Raw genomic sequence first — 19475 nt, forward strand, 5'->3', positions numbered from 1 at the left:
TCAGGACACCTCAGCGGCGGCGGGAACGGAGACGGGCTTGCCGGGGGCCTCGGAGGCGTCCCAGTCGTCGTTGACGTTCGACGAGTCGATGCGGCCGGCGCGGGACCGCAGGTACATCGCCAGCGACGCGAGCACCAGCAGCGTGAAGACCACCAGGGCGCCGGCCATGCCGCCGACCGCGTCACCGACCCACCACATGACCGCGCCGACCAGGCCGGCGGCCGGGAGGGTGATCAGCCAGGCGGCGACCATCCGGCCGGCGACGGCCCAGCGGACGGTCGCGCCGGGGCGGCCGACGCCGGAGCCGAGGACCGAGCCGGTGGCGACGTGCGTGGTGGAGAGCGCGAAGCCGAGGTGGCTGGAGGCGAGGATGACAGCGGCGGCGCCGGACTGCGCGGCGGTGCCCTGCGGCGGGTTGATGTCGGTGAGGCCCTTGCCGAGCGTACGGATGATCCGCCACCCGCCGAGGTAGGTCCCGAGCGCGATGGCGAGCGCCGCCGACACCTTGACCCAGAGCGGGATGTTGCCGGTGTCGCTCCAGTGACCGCTCGCGATCAGGGCGAGGGTGATGACGCCCATCGTCTTCTGCGCGTCGTTGGTCCCGTGCGCCAGGGAGACGAGCGAGGCGCTGCCGATCTGGCCCCACTTGAAGCCCTTGTCGGTGAAGCGCGCCGCGACACCCGCCGTGATCTTGAAGATGATCCAGGTGCCGGCCGCGGCGACGACGGCCGCGATGACCGGTGAGAGGACCGCCGGCAGGAGCACCTTGCCCACGACGCCGTCGAGCTTCGAGCCGTCGCCGTTCCAGTTCACGCCACCCCAGCCGAGGCCGGCGATGGTCGCGCCGACGAGACCGCCGAAGAGCGCGTGCGAGGAGCTGGACGGCAGACCGACGAGCCAGGTCAGCAGGTTCCAGACGATGCCACCGACCAGACCGGCCAGGATGATCAGCAGGAGGGCGCTGCCGCCGTCGGCGAGGAGTTCCGCCTTCGGGGCGCCGCTGGAGTCCTGGATCTTCACGACGGCGTTGGTGACGGTGAGCGCGACCTCGACGGAGAGGAAGGCGCCGACCAGGTTCAGGATGCCGGAGAGCGCGACGGCGGTCTTGGGCCGTAGCGCCTTCGTCGCGATGGAGGTGGCCATCGCGTTCGCGGTGTCATGGAACCCGTTGGTGAAATCGAAGGCCAGGGCCGTGAGGACCACCAGCGCCAAGATCACGGATGTTTCTGTCACGAGCGTGATCGTGACGGAGGAAGCTGTGCGGCTGCCAGGGGGAGAACGGGACATGTACAAGATTCCGCTCGCGTTTACCTCCAGTTTCCCAAAGTTGAACGCGGTGTGACGAATTCGCTTACTCAGCGTGGCGTCAACGGACGACGAATGAATAGTTGTTTATGTCCATTCGGCCGAGAACGAAAGAGCCGGCCGGACCCGAGGGTCCGGCCGGCTCCGTCACCATCTAGAGCGATGTCAATCTGCCGGGTCCAGCACGATCTCCGCGGTCCCGGTCTGCGGCGGGTTCCCCGTGTCCGTGTACGAGGCGACGAACACCGCGGTCAGCCCCTCGGCACCGGCGTGTCCCGGGTCGACGAACGTCGTGATCGTCCCCGTGCAGCCGGCGGTGGTGGAGAGCGGGTGACCGTGCTCGGCGTGCCCGAGGATGTAGGTCACCGTGACCCTGGCGCAGTCGACCGGCTGGTCGTCGGTGACCGACACCTCGTAGTTCACCGTGTCACCGAACTCGAACGGCTGCCCCTCGACCGGCGTCACGAACGTGACCACCGGCGCCAGGGTGCCGACCGGCAGGATCACCTCGGCCGACGCGGACCGGCCGGTGCTGTCGGTGACCTTGAGGACCGGGCGGTAGTTGCCGTTCTCGGTGAACGTGAACGTCGCGTTCGGCTGCCGCGAGTCCACCCGGCCGTCGGCGTCGAAGTCCCACGCGTACCGCAGGGCGTCGCCGTCCGGGTCCACGGTGCCGGCGCTGGAGAACGACACGGTGAGCGGCGCCTCGCCGGACGTCGGCGTGGCCTTCACGCGAGGGATCGGCGTCCGGTTGCCGCGCACGAAGTCGAACCGGGAGAGCTGCGCGTCCGGGTTCTCGGCGAAGTAGCCGTCGCCGTACTCCAGGACGTAGAGCGCGCCGTCCGGGCCGAACTCCAGGTCCATCGGATTGTCGAAGACCAGCTCCGGCAGCACCGGGTCGATCTGGGTGACCTGGTTGTTCCGGTCCAGGTGCAGTGCCTTCACCCAGTCCCGGGTCCACTCGGCGAACAGCGGCAGCCCGTCGAACTCCTGCGGCCACTTGATCGGCGACCTGTTACGAGCGGAGTAGTCGTAGGCGGGACCACCCATCGGCCCGATGCCGCCCGTGCCCAGCTCGGGCCACTGCGTGCTCGCGCCGTACGAATAAATGATCTCCGCCTTCTCGACCGGCGGCAGGGTGCGCAAGCCGGTGTTGTGCGGCGACTCGTTGACCGGCGCCGCGCAGTTGAACGGCGCCCCGGAGACCCCGGTGGCGAAGTCGTAGTCGACGTAGGGCTGGTCCGGCGCCACGCAGTACGGCCAGCCGTAGTTCGCCGGCTTGTCGATCGCCATCCAGCGGCCCTGACCGGCCGGGCCGCGCGCCGGGTTCGCCGCCTGCGCGTCCGGTGAGTAGTCGGCCAGGTAGACCACGTTCGTGTCCGGGTCGACGGTGAACCGGAACGGGTTGCGCAGGCCCATCGCGTAGATCTCGGGCTTGGTCTTGGGCGTGCCCGGCTTGAACAGGTTGCCGCGCGGCACCGAGTACTTGCCGTTGTGGCCGACCTTGATCCGCAGCAGCTTGCCGCGCAGGTCGTTGGTGTTCGCCGAGCTGCGCTGCGCGTCGAAGACCGGGTTGCGGTTCGCCCGCTCGTCGATCGGCGCGTATCCGTCGGAGAAGAACGGGTTGCTGTCGTCACCGGTGGAGAGCAGCAGGTTCCCGTACCGGTCGAAGTCGATCTTGCCGCCGACGTGACAGCACTGGCCGCGGTCGGTCGGCACCTGGAGGATCTTCTGCTCGGTGCCGAGCTTCAGCGTGTTGCCGGCCAGCTTGAACCGGGACAGCTGCAGGTAGCCCTTGTACGGCGCGAAGTCGGCGGCGGTCCCCTCGGCCGGCGCGTCGCCCTCGTTGACGCCCGGGGTCGCCGGGTCGTCGGTCGGCGTGTTCAGCACCGGCGAGTAGTAGACGTAGACCCACTTGTTGTGCTGGAAGTCCGGGTCGATCGCGATCCCCTGCACGCCCTCCTCGTCGTGCAGGTACACCGGGATCTTCGCGGCCAGCACGTTCCGGCCGGTGGACGGCTCGTGGATGCGGACCTCACCGGTCCGCGCGGTGTGCAGGACCCGCCGGTCGGGCAGGACGGCGAGCGCGATCGGCTCACCGGGGAAGTCGTCGAGGGTGACCTTCTGGAAGTCGGACGAGGGCGGGAGGTCGTGCCCGGGGTGGGCAGCGGCCACAGTCGGGGCGACCAGGACGGCCGCTCCGGCGATGGTGAGAACTGCGAGTCTGCGAAGCATCAGAAACGAAGCCCCTTCAGGTACTCGTAACCGCGCTCTGCGGTGACCAGAGCGTCTGCGGGCGTCCGCGGCGGCGAGCCGGCGTCGTCACGTTCGACGATGTACTCCACCAGGCCCGCCTCCCGGGCGTGCTGGAAGATCCGGCCGAAGTCGATGAGACCGTCGCCCGGGTCGGCGAAGCTGGCGTTGATGTCGAGATCCTTGACGTGCACCTGGCGGATCCGGCCGCGGTGCTTCTTGATCAGGTCGACCGGGTCGTTCGCGCCCCGGAAGGCCCAGAACAGGTCGACCTCCAGGTGCACGAGCCGCGGGTCGGTCTCGCCGGTGAGGATGTCGAAGCCGGTCCTGCTGGTGCCGTTCTGCCGGAAGAACTCGGCGTGGTGGTTGTGGTATCCGAAGCTGAGACCCGCCCGGCGGGCCAGCTCACCGGCCTTGTTCAGGTCGGCGGCGAAGGCGCGGTAGACCGCCCCGTCCCGGATCGGCCCGTTCGGGCCCTGCCCGAAGAACGGGTGGACGATGTACTTGTTGCCGACGATCGCGGCGTCCTCCAGGGCGCGCTTCCAGGTGTCGGCGTTGAACGGTTGCGGGATGCCGACGTGGCCCGAGGTGGCGCGCAGGCCGGCGTTGTCCAGTGCGGCGCGGAACTGAGCGGCGGTGCGGCCGACGAAGCCGGCGTGCTCGACGCGGGTGTAGCCGATCTCGGCGAGCTCCGCGAGGCTCGCTTCGAGGTCGATGCTGAGCTGATTGCGCAGCGTGTAGAGCTGCACGCTGATCTGGTCGCGTGGGACGCGGCCTGCCTTGCCGTGCCCGCTACCTCCGGCGGTGGCGGCGGTGGGTGCGGCGAGCGCGCCGGCGGCTCCGGCTGCGGCCGCGGCGCCCAAGAGGCTGCGTCGACTGAGTGACTGCGGCATTGCGGTCCTCCCCCATCGATCCATTTACATGAATCAGGAGATTACCGAGGTGTTTCGTCCAGAGTGAAGCTAAGTTTCTTCAGATCTAGCAAAAGTTCCCGCACATACAGCAAAACCCCGCGGCTACCGCCACGGGGTTTTCGCTGGTGGAGATCAGGAGAAGCGGGATTCGGCGTCCGCCTCGGCGACTGCCGACGCCAGGATCGATAGGCCCTCGCGGGCCTCGTCCTCGGTGAGCGTCAGCGGCGGGCCGATCCGGATCACGTTGCCGTAGAGGCCACCCTTCCCGACCAGCAGGCCACTCTGCCGGCACAGGTCGAAGACGCGGGCCGTCACGACCGGGTCCGGCTCGGTGGTCCCGGGCCGGACGAACTCCAGCGCGATCATCAGGCCTCGGCCCCGGACCTGCCCCAGGATCGCCGCGTCGAGTGCCCGGAGGCCGTCCAGCAGGATCGATCCCGTCACTGAAGCGTTTCTCTGCAGGTCGTGATCGAGGACGTAGTCGAGCACCGCGTTGCCGGCCGCGGCGCTGACCGGATTGCCGCCGAAGGTGGAGAAACTGATCGCCGGGACCGCGTTCATCACCTCCGCCCGGCCGACCACGCCACCGAGCGCGAACCCGTTGCCGATGCCCTTCGCGAAGGTCATCAGATCCGGCGTGACGCCGTGCGCCTGGTAGCCCCAGAAGTGGTCGCCGGTACGCCCCCAGCCGGTCTGCACCTCGTCGGCGATCAGCAGGATGCCGTGCTCGCCGAGGACCTTCTGGTACGCGCCGAGCAGCCCGTCCGGACCGTGCACGAACCCGCCGACACCCTGGATCGGCTCGGCGATCAGCGCCGCCACGTCCCCGGCCGTGACCGTGGCGAGCACCTCCCGCAGATCGTCGACGGCCGCGTCGAGCAGGTCGCCGTCGGCCAGCCCGGCCATCCGCCCGCGCAGCCGGTCGGCGGAGGAGAGCCAGTTGACCGTGAGCGGGCTCAGCGAACTCGACGACCAGCTGCGATGGCCGGTCACCGCCATCGTCGCGAACGTCCGGCCGTGGTAGCTGTTCTTGATCGCCAGGATCTGGTTGGAGCGGCGCAGGTTCGCGGCGAAGAGCAGCGCCGACTCGTTCGCCTCGCTGCCCGAGTTGGTGAAGAAGACCCGCGCGTCCGGGATCCCGGAGACCCGGGCGATCTTCTCGGCGAGCTCGACCTGCTGCCGGATCAGGTAGAGCGTGGACGTGTGCGCCACGCCGGTGCTGAGCTGCCTCCGCACCGCGTCGCTGATCTCGGCGACGTCGTAACCGACCATGGTGGTCAGCACCCCGCCGAAGAAATCCAGGTAGGTCCGGCCGGAAGCGTCGGTGACCCGGCGATCCTTTCCGGACACAATTTCGAGAGCGTCGTCGCCGTAATACACCGGCATCCAGTGGGGCATCACCGCGCGATGCCGATCCAGCAGACTCATCGGAACCTCATCTCCACCCGTGCGGATGTCCCTGGCCGCGGCGCCCGCTGCCCCGGCTGGCCTGGTTGGCGGCCGCGGCGAGTACCCCGGCCAGGTCGTCGTAGCCGCCGGCGACCAGGCCCGCGGTGATCCGCAGGTGGTCGTCCGGCAGCGGCTGCACGCAGAACGGCGCCCCGGGCGCAGCGGCGACGCCGTGCGCGGCCAGTGCGACCATCGCGTTCTGCTGATCCGGAACGGTCATCCAGAGGTTGATGCCGTCGGCCGCCGTGGCCTGCACCCCGCGGGCGTCGAGCACGGCGAGCAGGGCGGCGCGGCGGGCCGCGTAGGTGTCCCGCGCGCCGGCCACCTGGGCGATCACCCGCGGGTCGGTGAGCAGGTCGAGCAGCACGCCCTGGAGCAGCCGGCTGGACCAGCCGGGACCGAGCAGCCGGCGGTCGCTGACCGCGTCGATCACGTGGGCCGGCCCGCCCACCGCGGCGAGCCGCAGGTCCGGGCCGTGGCTCTTCGAGAAGCTGGACACGGCGACGGTCCGGTCCGGCAGGTGCCGGCCGATACTGACCTGCGGCGACGAGGCGATGTCACCGGCGTGGTCGTCCTCGACGACCAGCACGTTCGGCGCCTCCAGCAGGATCTGCGCGAGGACCAGCGCCCGCTGGCCGCTCATGCTGGTCCCGGTCGGGTTCTGGGCGCGCGGCTGGAGGAAGAGGGCGACCGGCCGGTAGTCGCGCAGTGCTTGCCGCAGCGCCACCGGGTCCAGGCCGTCGCCGTCCATCGGCACGCCGACCACCGTCGCGCCGAGCGCCTGGAGCAGGTCGAGCAGCGGCGCGAAGGCCGGGTTCTCGACGAGCACATGGTCGCCGAACCGCAGCACCGCGCCGGCGATCCGGTCCAGCGCGTCCATCGCGCCGTCCACCACGGTCAGGCGTTCCGGCGGGTACGGCCACCGCTCCCGCAGCACCGCCTCCAGCTCCGGCAGCACCGGCGCGTCCAGATAGCTGCCGGCCCACCGGCCGTCCCCGATCCGGCGCAGCGCCTCACTGAGGTCGGGCAGCAGGGCCGGGTCGGGCACACCGGTGGAGAGGTCCCGCGGCAGCGCCACGTTCGCCCCGCCGAGCTGCGCGTAGCGCAACCGCTCGCGCGGCGGCAGCGGACCGGACACGAACGTCCCGGACCGCCCGCGGGTCTGGATCGCCCCGGCGTGGATGAGGCTGCGCCACGCCTCGCTCACCGTGGTGGGACTGACCCCGAGCTCGGTCGCGACCGACCGGACGGTGGGCAGCCGGATCCCGGCCGGCAGCCGTCCGGCGGTGATCAGACGGCTCACGGCCGCCGCGATGCCGCGTGCGCTGCGGTCCTGAACCGCCCCGGTGATCAGAGTCAGCAAATTATCCTCTCCGAAACATTCCGTAACGTTCGGGCAATTGTCCGCCTGAATGTGTGTCGTTAGTGTCCTACGGCATCCGGCGTCGACAAGCAACCCCTGGCGCGGGACACCAAACGAGGAGTAAACACACGATCACAGGCGCTTAGCAACGCACTGCGCGTGTATGGAGATCAATTTGAGAGGGGCCGCAAATGACGACCGGAGTCGTCCGCGCCGCCCTCGTCCAGACCACCTGGACGGGCGACAAGGAATCGATGATCAAGGTCCACGAGGATTACGCTCGTGAGGCCGCCGCCCAGGGCGCGAAAGTGATCTGCTTCCAGGAGCTCTTCTACGGCCCGTACTTCTGCCAGGTGCAGGACGCCGCCTACTACGAGTACGCGGAGTCCATCCCCGGCCCCACCACCGAGCGTTTCCAGGCCCTCGCCGCCGAGCTCGGCATGGTCATGGTCCTGCCGATGTACGAGCAGGAACAGCCGGGCGTCCTCTACAACACCGCAGCCGTGATCGACGCCGACGGAAAATATTTAGGAAAGTACCGTAAGAACCACATCCCGCAGGTCAAGGGATTCTGGGAGAAGTTCTACTTCCGGCCCGGCAACCTCGGTTATCCGGTATTCGACACCGCGGTCGGCAAAGTCGGCGTCTACATCTGTTACGACCGGCATTTCCCGGAGGGCTGGCGTGCCCTCGGCCTGAACGGCGCACAGATCGTCTTCAACCCGTCGGCCACCAGCCGGGGACTCTCGTCGTACCTCTGGCAGCTGGAACAACCCGCGAGCGCGGTCGCCAACGAATACTTCATCGGCGCGATCAACCGGGTGGGCGTCGAGGACCTCGGGGACAACGACTTCTACGGGCAGACCTACTTCGTCGACCCGGAGGGCAAGTTCGTCGGCGACGTCGGCGACACGCACAACCCCGAGCTGATCGTCCGCGACCTCGACCTGAGCCTGCTGACCACGGTCCGCGACCGCTGGCAGTTCTACCGGGACCGCCGGCCGGACGCCTACGGGGACCTGGTGCAGCCATGAGCTTCCTGATCAAGGGCGGGACCGTCGTCGGTCCCGCCGGAGCGATCACGGCCGACGTGCTGGTCGACGGCGAGAAGATCGTGGCGCTCTTCGCCCCCGGCACCGCGCCGCAGATCGACGAGACCATCGACGCCACCGGGAAGTACGTGATCCCGGGCGCCGTCGACGCGCACACCCACATGCAGCTGCCGTTCGGTGGCACCGCCGCCAGCGACACCTTCGACACCGGCACCAAGGCGGCGGCGATCGGCGGCACCACCACGATCATCGATTTCGCCGTCCAGAAGACCGGTGAAGTGGTCCAGGACGGTCTCGCGGCCTGGCACGGCAAGGCGGACGGCAACTGCCACATCGACTACGCCTTCCACATGATCCTCGGCGGGGTGGACGACGAGTCCCTCAAGGCCATGGACTACCTGGTCGCCAACGAGGGGATCAGCAGCTTCAAGCTGTTCATGGCGTACCCCGGAGTGTTCTACTCCGACGACGGCCAGATCCTGCGCGCCATGCAGAAGGCCCGCGACAACGGCGCCATGATCATGATGCACGCGGAGAACGGGCCGGCCATCGACGTGCTGGTCAAGCAGGCCCTCGAACGGGGCGAGACCGACCCGATCCACCACGGGCTGACCCGGCCGCAGGAGCTGGAGGCGGAGGCCACGAGCCGGGCGATCTGGCTGGCCAGCGTCGCGGCGGACTGCCCGCTCTACATCGTGCACCTCTCCGCGTCGAAGGCCCTGGAGCAGGTCGCCGAGGCGCGCGACCGGGGCCGCAACGTGTTCGCCGAGACCTGCCCGCAGTACCTCTACCTCACCCTGGAGGACCAGCTCGGCGCTCCGGGCTTCGAGGGCGCCAAGTGGGTCTGCTCGACGCCGCTGCGCAGCAAGCACGAGAGCCACCGGGCCGACCTGTGGCAGGGCCTGCGCACCAACGACCTGTCGGTGGTCTCGACCGACCACTGCCCGTTCTGCTTCAAGGACCAGAAGGAGCTCGGCCGGGGCGACTTCTCCAAGATCCCGAACGGCATCGGCAGCGTCGAGCACCGGGTGGACCTGATCTACCAGGGCGTCGTCGACGGCAAGCTGTCACTGGCCCGCTGGGTGGAGACGATCGCGACCACCCCGGCCCGGATGTTCGGCCTCTACCCGCAGAAGGGCGTGATCGCGCCCGGCTCGGACGCCGACATCGTGCTCTACGACCCGAACGGCCGGACCCGGATCAGCGCCGAGACGCACCACATGAACATGGACCACTCCGCCTGGGAGGGCTGGGAGATCGACGGCAAGGTCGACACGGTCATCTCCCGCGGCGAGGTGATCGCGTCCGGTGGCGAGTACACCGGGCGGGCCGGCCGCGGCCGGTACGTCAAGCGCGGCCTCAGCGACTACCTGGTCTAAGGAGGCCCTCATGGACATCGGAGTCGTCCTCCAGAACGACCCACCCGCCCTCGAGATCGTCGAGTGGGCGAAGAAGGCCGAGGCGGCCGGGTTCAGCCACTTCTGGACCTTCGACTCGCACGTGCTCTGGCAGGAGCCGTACGTGGTCTACTCGGCCATCCTCGCGGCCACCGAGCGGATCGTCGTCGGCCCGATGGTGACCAACCCGGGCACCCGGGACTGGACGGTCACCGCCTCGACGTTCGCGACCCTCAACGAGATGTACGGCAACCGCACCGTCTGCGGCATCGGCCGGGGCGACTCGGCGCTGCGGGTCCTCGGCCTCACCCCGCAGACCCTCGGCCAGCTGCGCGAAAGTGTGCAGGTGATCAAGGGTCTCGGCAACGGCGAGAAGGTGACCGTCCGGGGCAACGAGATCCAGTTCGCGTGGGCCGCGGACAGCCGCCTGGAGGTCTGGGTGGCGGCGTACGGCCCGAAGGCCCTGGCGATCACCGGTGAGGTGGGCGACGGGTACATCCTGCAGCTCGCCGACCCGGACATCGCCGACTGGATGATCGGGACGGTCCGCAAGGCCGCCAAGCGCGCGGGGCGGGATCCGGACGCGATCAAGTTCTGCGTGGCGGCGCCGGCCTACGTCGGCGACGACCTGGAACACCAGCGGGACCAGACCCGCTGGTTCGGCGGCATGGTCGGCAACCACGTCGCGGACATCGTGGCGCGTTACGGCGGCGAGGGAGCGGTCCCGCAGGCTCTCACCGACTACATCAAGGCGCGCGAGGGCTACGACTACTCCGAGCACGGGCGGGCCGGCAACAGCCACACCACGTTCGTGCCCGACGAGATCGTGGACCGGTTCTGCGTGCTGGGCCCGGTGGAGAGCCACATCAAGAAGCTCCAGCAGCTCAAGGAACTGGGCGTCGACCAGTTCTCGGTCTATCTGCAGCACGACGCGAAAGATCGAACGCTGTCGGCGTACGGAAAAACGATCATCCCGGCGTTCGCATGAGGAGAGTCCTCTCGGTGCTCGCCGGGCTCCTGGTAGCGGGACTGCTCTGGGAGGGCTACAAGGCGGTCGGCAACCCCGAGGGGACGGTGCTGCTCGGCGTGCGGGTCCTCCCGCGCGCCGACGACCTCTCGATGCCGCACCTCGCCACGATCGCCGACCGGCTCGGTTCCCCCGAGCTGGCCGGCGGCCGCCCGGTCTGGCAGGTCGTGCTGGACGCCTGCCTCTTCACGCTCGGCATCACCGCCGTGGGCTTCCTGGGCGGCGCGGTCATCGGGCTGGCCCTGGCGGTCGCGATGCAGCGGTTCCGGATCGTGGAGCGCGGGCTGCTGCCGTACGTGATCCTCTCCCAGACCGTGCCCCTGGTGGCGCTCGCGCCGCTGATCGCCGGCTGGGGCGGCGTCGTGATGCCGCCCTGGGCGACGGTCGCGGTGATCGCCGCCTACCTCGCGTTCTTCCCGGTCGCGGTGGGCATGCTGCGCGGCCTGCAGTCGCCGTCCGCGAGCGGCGTCGAGCTGATGCGCAGCTACGCCGCCGGGTGGTGGCGCACGCTGGTGAAACTCCGGTTCCCGGCGGCGCTGCCGTACCTCTTCCCGGCCCTGCGGCTGGCCGGCGCGGCGGCGGTGGTCGGCGCGGTGGTCGGCGAGATCTCCACCGGCACCCGCGGCGGCGTGGGCCGGCTGATCATCGAGTACTCGCGGGAGGCCACCTCGGACCCCGCCAAGGTCTACACGGCCATGCTCGGCGCGGCGCTGCTCGGCCTGGTCGTGGCGGGCGCCGTCAGTCTCCTCGAAATGCCGCTGATGCGGCACCGGCGCCACGTGGAGGTGGTGACCCTATGACCGCCGTGGCTGTCGAGGGCGTGACGAAGGTCTTCAACCAGGGCAGGTCCGACGAGGTGCTCGCCCTGTCCGACGTGGACCTGACCGTCGGCGACGGCGAGTTCGTCTCGCTGATCGGCCCGTCCGGGTGCGGCAAGAGCACCCTGCTGCGGCTGATCGCCGACCTGATCCAGCCGACCACCGGCACGGTCACCGTCGCCGGCCGGCCTGCCGGCCAGGCCCGCCGCGAACAGGAGTACGGCATCGCCTTCCAGCAGGCCGGCCTCTTCGAGTGGCGGACCGTCCGGAAGAACGTCGAACTCCCCCTGGAGCTGCGCGGCGCCGGCAAGGCCGAGCGCCGGGCCAAGGCCGAGGAGATGCTGGAGCTGGTCGGTCTCGCCGACTTCGCCGGCCACTACCCCGGTCAGCTCTCCGGCGGCATGCAGCAGCGGGTCGCGATCGCCCGGGCGCTCGCCGTGCAGCCGCCGCTGCTGCTCATGGACGAGCCGTTCGGCGCGCTCGACGAGATGACCCGCGAACGCCTCCAGTCCGAGCTGCTCGCCATCGCTGCGACGACGAGGACCAGCACGGTCTTCGTGACCCACTCGATCTCCGAGGCGGTCTTCCTCTCCGACCGGGTCGTGGTGATGTCGGCACGGCCGGGCCGGATCACGGCGGCGATCGAGGTGAAGCTGCTCTCCCGCGACGAGGCCGGCCGGCAGTCGGACGTCTACTTCGAAAAGATCACCGAGGTACGCAAGGCGCTGCGCTCATGAGACGACTGCTGCCGCCGGTGATCGTCGGCGTCCTCGCCATCGTGCTCTGGGAACTGGTCGTCACCCTCGGCCGGATCGCGCCGTTCATCCTGCCGGCCCCCTCGGCGATCTGGCGCGAGCTGCTCGCGCAGCGGTCGAACGTCGTCGAGGCGGCCCTCGCGAGCGGTGCCAACGCCCTGGTCGGCCTGGTGTTCGGCACGCTCTTCGCGATCGTGGCGGCGCTGCTCACCAGCCGGTCGCGCATCCTCGGCGAGGTCTCGATCCCGTTCGCCGCGGTGATCAACGCCCTGCCGATCATCGCGCTCGCCCCGATCCTCAACAACATGTTCGAGTCGACCAGCAGCGTCCCGCGCCGGCTGGTCACCGGCATCGTGGTCTTCTTCCCGGTCTTCCTGAACCTGCTGCGCGGCCTGCGCGAGGTGAACCCGGTCCACCAGGAGCTGATGCACACGTACGCGGCGAGCGGCTGGACCTTCGCCCGCAAGGTGCGCCTGCCCGGCGCGCTTCCCCATCTCTTCACCGGCCTGCGGCAGGCGTCGTCGCTGGCCGTGATCGCCGCGGTCGTCGCCGAGTACTTCGGCGGACTGCAGGACGGGCTCGGCGCGCGGATCACCTCCGCCGCGGCGTTCACCGCCTACCCCCGTGCCTGGGCCTACGTGGCCGGCGCCTGCCTGCTCGGTCTGACCTTCTACCTCGCCACTCTCCTGCTGGAACGGCTCGCCATGCCGTGGCGGCAGAGTCTCATCTCCTGAGGGGTTTTTTTATGCGCCGAAACCGGATATTTGCTTCTATTGTCGCCACCTCGGCCCTCGTTCTGGCCGGCTGTGGCACCGCCGACACCCCCACCACCGCCACCCCGGGCGCGAGCGGCGCGCTCACCCCGATCAAGCTGCAGTTGCAGTGGTTCTACCAGGCGCAGTTCGCCGGTTACATCGCCGCGGTGGACCAGGGCTTCTACCGGGAGCAGGGGCTCGACGTCGAGCTGCTCGAAGGCGGCGTCGACATCGTCCCGCAGACGGTGCTGGCCCAGGGCAAGGCCGACTACGCGGTCGCCTGGGTGCCGAAGGCCCTCGCCTCCCGCGAGCAGGGCGCCGGGATCACCGACGTCGGGCAGATCTTCGCCCAGTCCGGCACCTACCAGGTGGCCTGGGCGGACAGCGGGATCAAGACGGCGGCGGACCTCAAGGGCAAGAAGGTCGGCAACTGGGGCTTCGGCAACGAGTTCGAGCTGTTCGCCGGCATGACCAAGGCCGGCCTCGACCCTGGCAAGGACGTCACGCTGGTCCAGCAGCAGTTCGACATGCAGGCGCTGCTGAAGAAGGAGATCGACGCGGCGCAGGCGATGAGCTACAACGAGTACGCCCAGCTGCTCGAAGCGAAGAATCCGGCGACCGGCAAGCTCTACACCGCCGACGACTTCTCGATCATCGACTGGAAGACCGAAGGGTCGTCGATGCTCCAGGACGCCGTCTGGGCGAACACCGAGAAGCTGAACGACCCGGCGTACCAGCAGCAGACCGTGAAGTTCCTGACCGCGACGATCCAGGGCTGGGCGTTCTGCCGGGACAACGCGGAGAAGTGCCGTGACCTGGTCGTCGCGAAGGGCTCGAAGCTCGGCAAGAGCCACCAGCTGTGGCAGATGAACGAGACGAACAAGCTGATCTGGCCGTCCACCGGCGGCATCGGCGTGATCGACGAGGCGGCCTGGAAGCAGACCGTCGACCTCTCGATGACCACGAAGAACCAGACCGGCGACACGGTGCTGACCAAGGCCCCGGAGGGCCTGGCCTACACGAACGACTACATCACTCAGGCCGTGGCGGCCGCGAAGGCCGCCGGCGTGGACGTGAACGGCGCCGCCTTCCAGCCCGCGACGGTGACGCTGGAGGAAGGCGGCGCTTAGCCACTACAGGGGGATCAACCTGGCCGCCAGCGCGACGGCGGTCAGGTCTCCCTCGCGCAGCAGCTTCGCCGCGCGAGGTTCGTTCAGCGCCTCCAGGCGGGTGGCCGTGGTCTCGACCAGGGCCACCTCCCCGGAGAGCAGGCGCCGGGCGATGCGGGACTGGGCCGGGCTCAACTCGGCGTACGCACACCGGTCCAGCGCCGAGATGGTGTGCTCGTCGAGCCGCCCGTCCATCGCCCGCTCGGTCACCACCTTGATCAGCCAGCCGGGCCACCAGCTGTACTTGCCGACCACCGCGCCGGACCCGAGGGCCGCTCCCGGCGAATGGCCGGCCGCGAGCATCCGCACGGCCAGGTCGTTGTCGAACCGCTCCATGCGCAGCGCGCCCACGAACACCCGCAGGATCTGCTGGGTCTTCACGAACTCCTCGGCCTCCGAGGCCGCCTCCGCCACCTGGCCCTGGAGCAGGTGGCAGAGGGCGTGCGCCTCGGAGAGCTCGAACCCGTCCCCGGAGCGCTCCTCGAGGCGTTTCACGGTCTCGACGAGCCGGTCGACGGACTTGGCCGCCCGCTCGGCGAGCTCTTCACTGTTCGGTTTGTTGAGGTGCCGGACGACGATGTCGGCGGCTATCTGAGCTTCACGCCGCAGCAGCGGCGACGAGATCTTCGCATTGATCAGATCACCGAGACCTTCGGTGAGGTACGCGGTGTCGAATCGGTCGGAGGCCTCTTGGAACTGCGCCCACCAGGACGCGGGATGTCTCCGTTGTTCGGTCACCAACTAAGAGTGACGCCACCGCTACGCTGACGACAACGATTCAAAAGGTGCGACTTTTCACGGCCCGATTCTCTCAGCGGCTGAGGCCGCCGGGGGCCAGAAAACCCGCTTTGACCAGGGTGCGGCTGAGCGGGCGGGTCAGCTCGGCGAGCCGCAGGGCACGATCTTCACCCAATGCCTCGTACGCCGGCGCGGCCAGCCGGTCGGTCTGCTCCTCGATCCCGGCCCGCAGCTCCCGACCGGCCTCGGAGACCCCGTCGCCGTCCAGCAGCCCGCGCGACCGCAGACCCTCCTGGGCCGCCGCCCACGCGTCCCGGCTCCAGCCCCGGGTCCCGCGCAGGAACCGCTCCTGAGCCTGACCGCTCGCCACGTACAGCACGACCGCCTCCAGGCCGCTCAGACCGGCCGCCAGCAGCGCCGCCACGTGACCGTCACCCCGGAACTCGCGGAGCAGCGTCTGCGCGTGGAAGAGCGCCAGGTGCGGCCGGTCCGGCCACGGCAACTCGGCGTGCGCGGCGAACAGCGGGCGGCCCTGCGGCAGCTCGGTCGCGGCCTCGGCGGCGATCCGGGCCAGAGCGGCCGCCTCGGTGACCTCGGGGCCGTCGAGGAGGTCGCCGAGTCCCCGGGTCAGGGCCGCGGTGACGGCGTCGTGGCGGGCGGCGAGCAGGGCGGCCGGCGTGGTCTTCTCCCAGGCGGCGGGGAGCGCCCGGGCCACCACGGCCGGGTTGAAGTTGTAGAACGTGGCGGTCACGATGCCCGGGCCGCAGGGGCCGAAGACCGCGCCACGCGAGGCGAAGTACGCGGCGCCGGCGTCGTCGAGGCCCGCCTTCGCGTACGCCTCGGGCGCCTCCGGCACGAAGTAGATCATCGCGTGGATCGGCTCGGTGACCCGCCAGGCCAGCCGGTACGGGTGCTCGGTCATGCATCCTCCAGGGGCAGTTCCGCGATGTTACCGGAGGGTAACCGATCCGAGTGCTCCGGCGCAGGGAGGTCGGCGGCGGTGTGCCACTTGCCGGAGCGGCGGACCGCCTCCCGGGTCACCAGGTGCAGCGGCAGCGGCGGCGGCGTGAACGGGCCGGCGCCCCAGCGCACCCAGATGGCGAGGCGGCCGGCGGCGGCCTCGGCGAGCAGCTTGTCCACGGTCCGCTGCCGGTCGCTGCGGTCCACCTCGATCGCGATCGGCGGACCACCGGGCCGGGCGCACGCGACGTCGAGCACCGAGTTGCCCCGCAGCGGCGCCGGCAGCGGGAAGACGCTCGGCGCGCGCCGGTAGACCCGCCAGCCCTGCGCTTCACCCCAGGCCGCGATCGCGTCGACGAGCCGTGCGGTCGCCTGGCTCTCGGTCAGATCAGCGAAGGTGACGTCCGCGAGGTGGGCCGCAAGCGATCTCGCCGTGCCGGTGCCGTCATCCGCGTCGTCCACCGACGTACGATATCGGGCCGGAATGATCAGGCAGCTGCCGGCGCTCGCGCACGAAGCCCGGCCTCCGCCGCGAAGCGCGCGGAGATCTCGGCGGGACTCACCGGCCGGCCCAGGTGATACCCCTGACCCACGGTGTAACCCAGCGCGTGCAGGCGATCGGCCTGCTCCTGGTTCTCGATGCCCTCGGCGACCGTGTCCAGGCCGAGCGCGCCGGCCAGCTGGACGACCGCGCGGGCCACCGCCTGCCGCGCGTCGGCCTCCGCGGTGCCCGGCTCGCCGAGCTCGATGCCGTCGACGAACGACTTGTCCAGCTTCACGATCGCCGCCGGGAACGCCCGCAGCAGGCTCAGCGAGGACTCGCCGGTGCCGAAGTCGTCCAGCGCCAGGCGTACGCCCATGTCGTGCAGCTCGTGCAGCACCCTCAGCACCTGCGCGCCCCGCAGCACGGCCGATTCGGTGAGTTCCAGGACCAGGCGCTCGGCGCCGAGCCCGGCGTCGGCGAGCGCGGCCTTCACATCACCGACGAAGTCCGGGTCGTGCAGCTGGCGGACCGAGACGTTCGGCGCCACCTTGGCGAGGGCCTCCGGGCCGAACTCGCTGATCCACGCGGCGGCCTGCCGGCAGGTCTCGCGCAGCACGAACCGGCCCAGCGGCACGATCAGCCCGGTCCGCTCGGCCGCCGGGATGAACTCGGCGGGCGAGACCAGGCCGCGCTCCGGATGCTGCCAGCGGACCAGCGCCTCCACCCCGACGATCCGGCCGTCGCCGAGCCCGACGAGCGGCTGGTAGACGACCCGGAACTCGCCCTCGTCGAGGCCCCGGCGCAGTTCACCGCCGAGACGGGCGTGCTGCTGGGCGGCGCGTTCCATGCCGCTCGCGTAGCGCACCCAGTTGTTCTTGCCGCGTTCCTTCGCCACGTGCATGGCGGTGTCGGCGGCCCGGAGCAGATCGCTGGCCGCGGTTCCGGCCGGCGCCGACGCCAGCCCGGCGCTCACGTGCACGAGCAGCCGGCTCGCGCCGACCGGCCCGTCCGTCGCGGCCATCACCCGGGTGGCCACGGCCTCGCCACGTGCCGGATCGGCCACCAGGATCGCGAACTCGTCGCCGCCCAGCCGGGCCGGCTCGCCGTCCGGGCCGGCCGCCTCGGCGAGCACGCCGGCGAACGCCACGAGCAGCTCGTCCCCGGCGTCGTGGCCGAGCGAGTCGTTCACCGTCGTGAAGTCGTCCAGGTCGACGAGGAGGACCATCGCCTCCTCGCCGGCCAGGGTCTCGTCGAGGCGGCGGCGGAACAGCGACCGGTTGGCGAGCCCGGTGAGCGGGTCGTGGGTGGCCTCGTGGCGCAGCCGGGCCTCGTCCTCCCGCTGCCGCCGCAGCAGCGCGGTGTTCTCCCGGAACGCCAGGAACTGCCGGACCGTGACGAGCCCGGTGACCAGCAGGGAGGCGATCACCACGATCCGGGTCTCGGAGCGCGGCGAGGAGCCGAACAGCACGTGCGCCACCGCGATGTCGGTGGCGAGCATGGCGAGGTACGGCAGCATGATGTTGCCCTGGCGGACCCGCGCGCCGGCGGCGGCCCGCTGACGCCGGGACGCGAGCGCCACCAGCACCGGGACCAGCGGCAGGCAGAGGGCCTGCGCCTGGACCGGCCCGTTCGCGCCACCGGCCACCGCCGCCACCGCGACGACCGCCGCGACCAGTCCCGAGCAGGCCACCAGCCGGACCGCCGCCCGATCCACCGGTCCCTGGCCGATGTACGAGACCTTGGTGATCCCGCCGGTCGCGAAGAGGAACGCCAGCAGCACGATGGCGAGCACCGGCGGGCTCCACGGCTCCGGCGCGTCGATCATCGGGGCGAGGCCGAAGTGCCAGAGCACGGTGGCGCAGCCGAGGAACGCGATGGTCCGGTCCAGGCCCTGCTTGCCGCGCTCCTGCCGGCCGGTGACGCCGAGCGGCACCCGGGCCACCGCGGCCATCGCCAGCAGCATCCCGGCGCCGGCCAGGACCACCGAGGGGATCGGCATGAACGGCAGGTCCGGCGACGACCGGAACGCGGCGCCGGCCAGGATCGCGTAGCCGGCGGTCAGCAGCCAGCAGGCGATCTCCAGGGTGCGCCAGAACCGGCCGGCCACCGGGTGCAGCGGGGTCGTGCGGCGCATCGACCGCAGGCCGGCCAGGGCGACGAGCATCCCGGCCGGCATGAACAGGTACGCCACGGCCGCCGGCCCGGCCCCGGCCGACGACCAGACGACGTACCACACGACGCCGAGCACGGCGACGACGGCAGCGGTCGCTGCGGGCATGTGCTCGTCTCCCGTTCTCTGCGATCGTGGCCAGCGATCGGCAGAGATCCGCCCGGGCTTAGCTAAATCGAGGTCTCGGTGGGCTCCGGGGTCTCCGTGGGCTCGGTGGGCTCCGGGGACTCGGTCTCCTCCGGGGCGGGGGTCTCCGTCGGGGCCGGCGTCGGGGTGACCACCGGGGCCGGCGTGGGCTTCACCGTCTTCTTGCCGGTGGCGACGAGCTTGGCGGCCGTGTAGGCGGCGTCCACCCGGGTACCGGTGATCTGCACCTTCTGGCCGGCGCCCAGGGCGCTCAGCGCGACCCGCTTGCCGTTCAGCTTGATCTGCAGCGACGACGGCACGCTGATCGTGACGCTCTTGCCCTTCACGTCCTTGGTGCCGCTGGTGACCTTGACGGTGATCGTGCCCTTGGCGGCGTCGGCCGCGGTGATCGTGCCGTTGGCGGAGAAGGCCACCTTGACCTTCTTCTTGGCCGGCGCCTTGGTGACCGGGGTCTTCGTCGCCGGGGTCTTCGCCGGGGTCTTCGTCGCGGGCTTGGAGGGCTTTGTGGACGATGCCGGCTTCTTCGCCGCCGACACCTGGCCGGCGGACGGCGACGCGGCGTAGGCCACGCCGGTACCGGCGGCGGAGACGGTGACGGCCGCGGCGATGGCGATCGCGGCGGCAGTGCGGCGCATACGCATGACAGTGGACTCCTTACGACCGGTTGTTGTGATGACCACGATCCGCAGCGCCGGGTTCAGGCCGGTAGCGGGCCCGGT

General features: G+C 70.5%; 17 protein-coding genes. 7 read left to right on the forward strand and 10 right to left on the reverse strand.

What is annotated here, in order from left to right:
- From EP757_RS39910 to EP757_RS39930, 5 genes are all read right to left on the reverse strand, one after another.
- On the reverse strand, nt 1-1233 hold the full coding sequence (locus EP757_RS39910; protein ID WP_197725479.1) for an inorganic phosphate transporter: 1233 nt from the start codon (nt 1231-1233) through the stop codon (nt 1-3).
- 237 nt (nt 1234-1470) lie between these two features.
- Nucleotides 1471-3540 carry a PQQ-dependent sugar dehydrogenase gene (locus EP757_RS39915; protein WP_127553512.1) on the reverse strand — a complete coding sequence of 690 codons (2070 nt, stop codon included), beginning with the start codon at nt 3538-3540 and terminating at the stop codon, nt 1471-1473.
- Nucleotides 3540-4451, reverse strand: a complete 912-nt coding sequence (locus EP757_RS39920; RefSeq protein WP_127553513.1) for a sugar phosphate isomerase/epimerase — start codon at nt 4449-4451, stop codon at nt 3540-3542. The genes EP757_RS39915 and EP757_RS39920 overlap by 1 nt, the downstream gene beginning before the upstream one ends.
- Before the next feature lie 153 nt (nt 4452-4604).
- Nucleotides 4605-5900: an aspartate aminotransferase family protein gene (locus EP757_RS39925; RefSeq protein ID WP_127553514.1), complete on the reverse strand. Its 1296-nt coding sequence runs from the start codon at nt 5898-5900 to the stop codon at nt 4605-4607.
- Between the two features lie 7 nt (nt 5901-5907).
- Nucleotides 5908-7284 (reverse strand): aminotransferase class I/II-fold pyridoxal phosphate-dependent enzyme, encoded by a 1377-nt coding sequence (locus EP757_RS39930; protein WP_127553515.1) that lies wholly within the window; start codon nt 7282-7284, stop codon nt 5908-5910.
- A 191-nt stretch (nt 7285-7475) separates the two neighbouring features.
- Here EP757_RS39930 and EP757_RS39935 point away from each other — a divergent pair, with 191 nt between their 5' ends.
- Genes EP757_RS39935 through EP757_RS39965 form a run of 7 tightly spaced genes read left to right on the forward strand, consistent with a single transcriptional unit; the run spans nt 7476 to nt 14218 of the window.
- Nucleotides 7476-8318, forward strand: coding sequence for a nitrilase-related carbon-nitrogen hydrolase (locus EP757_RS39935; protein WP_127553516.1), 843 nt, complete (start codon nt 7476-7478; stop codon nt 8316-8318).
- Nucleotides 8315-9715, forward strand: coding sequence for a dihydropyrimidinase (gene hydA / locus EP757_RS39940; protein WP_127553517.1), 1401 nt, complete (start codon nt 8315-8317; stop codon nt 9713-9715). The genes EP757_RS39935 and hydA overlap by 4 nt, the downstream gene beginning before the upstream one ends.
- A 10-nt stretch (nt 9716-9725) precedes the next feature.
- Nucleotides 9726-10721, forward strand: a complete 996-nt coding sequence (locus tag EP757_RS39945) for a TIGR03842 family LLM class F420-dependent oxidoreductase (protein ID WP_127553518.1) — start codon at nt 9726-9728, stop codon at nt 10719-10721.
- Entirely contained in the window at nt 10718-11560 is an 843-nt protein-coding gene (locus EP757_RS39950) for an ABC transporter permease (RefSeq protein ID WP_127553519.1), read from the forward strand. The genes EP757_RS39945 and EP757_RS39950 overlap by 4 nt, the downstream gene beginning before the upstream one ends.
- Nucleotides 11557-12315: an ABC transporter ATP-binding protein gene (locus EP757_RS39955; protein ID WP_127553520.1), complete on the forward strand. Its 759-nt coding sequence runs from the start codon at nt 11557-11559 to the stop codon at nt 12313-12315. Before EP757_RS39950 ends, EP757_RS39955 begins: the two co-directional genes overlap by 4 nt.
- Complete coding sequence (locus EP757_RS39960; RefSeq protein WP_127553521.1) at nt 12312-13067, forward strand: ABC transporter permease; 756 nt, start codon at nt 12312-12314, stop codon at nt 13065-13067. Before EP757_RS39955 ends, EP757_RS39960 begins: the two co-directional genes overlap by 4 nt.
- Nucleotides 13068-13078: 11 nt before the next feature.
- Entirely contained in the window at nt 13079-14218 is a 1140-nt protein-coding gene (locus EP757_RS39965; protein WP_127553522.1) for an ABC transporter substrate-binding protein, read from the forward strand.
- Between the two features lie 3 nt (nt 14219-14221).
- Here the strand turns inward: EP757_RS39965 and EP757_RS39970 are convergent, their stop codons facing one another.
- The 5 genes from EP757_RS39970 to EP757_RS43125 all read right to left on the reverse strand — a co-directional run bounded on the left by EP757_RS39970 (nt 14222) and on the right by EP757_RS43125 (nt 19397).
- Nucleotides 14222-14995 (reverse strand): hypothetical protein, encoded by a 774-nt coding sequence (locus tag EP757_RS39970; protein ID WP_127553523.1) that lies wholly within the window; start codon nt 14993-14995, stop codon nt 14222-14224.
- A 73-nt stretch (nt 14996-15068) separates the two neighbouring features.
- On the reverse strand, nt 15069-15917 hold the full coding sequence (locus tag EP757_RS39975) for a hypothetical protein (RefSeq protein ID WP_127553524.1): 849 nt from the start codon (nt 15915-15917) through the stop codon (nt 15069-15071).
- Nucleotides 15914-16417 carry a hypothetical protein gene (locus EP757_RS39980; protein ID WP_127553525.1) on the reverse strand — a complete coding sequence of 168 codons (504 nt, stop codon included), beginning with the start codon at nt 16415-16417 and terminating at the stop codon, nt 15914-15916. Before EP757_RS39980 ends, EP757_RS39975 begins: the two co-directional genes overlap by 4 nt.
- Nucleotides 16418-16443: 26 nt before the next feature.
- A complete protein-coding gene (locus EP757_RS39985) occupies nt 16444-18717 on the reverse strand; it encodes a bifunctional diguanylate cyclase/phosphodiesterase (protein ID WP_127553526.1) in 2274 nt (757 codons plus the stop codon).
- 62 nt (nt 18718-18779) lie between these two features.
- Nucleotides 18780-19397: a hypothetical protein gene (locus tag EP757_RS43125; protein ID WP_160166017.1), complete on the reverse strand. Its 618-nt coding sequence runs from the start codon at nt 19395-19397 to the stop codon at nt 18780-18782.
- Nucleotides 19398-19475 lie beyond the last annotated feature (78 nt).

This window comes from Actinoplanes sp. OR16 (assembly GCF_004001265.1).
Taxonomy (GTDB): domain Bacteria; phylum Actinomycetota; class Actinomycetes; order Mycobacteriales; family Micromonosporaceae; genus Actinoplanes.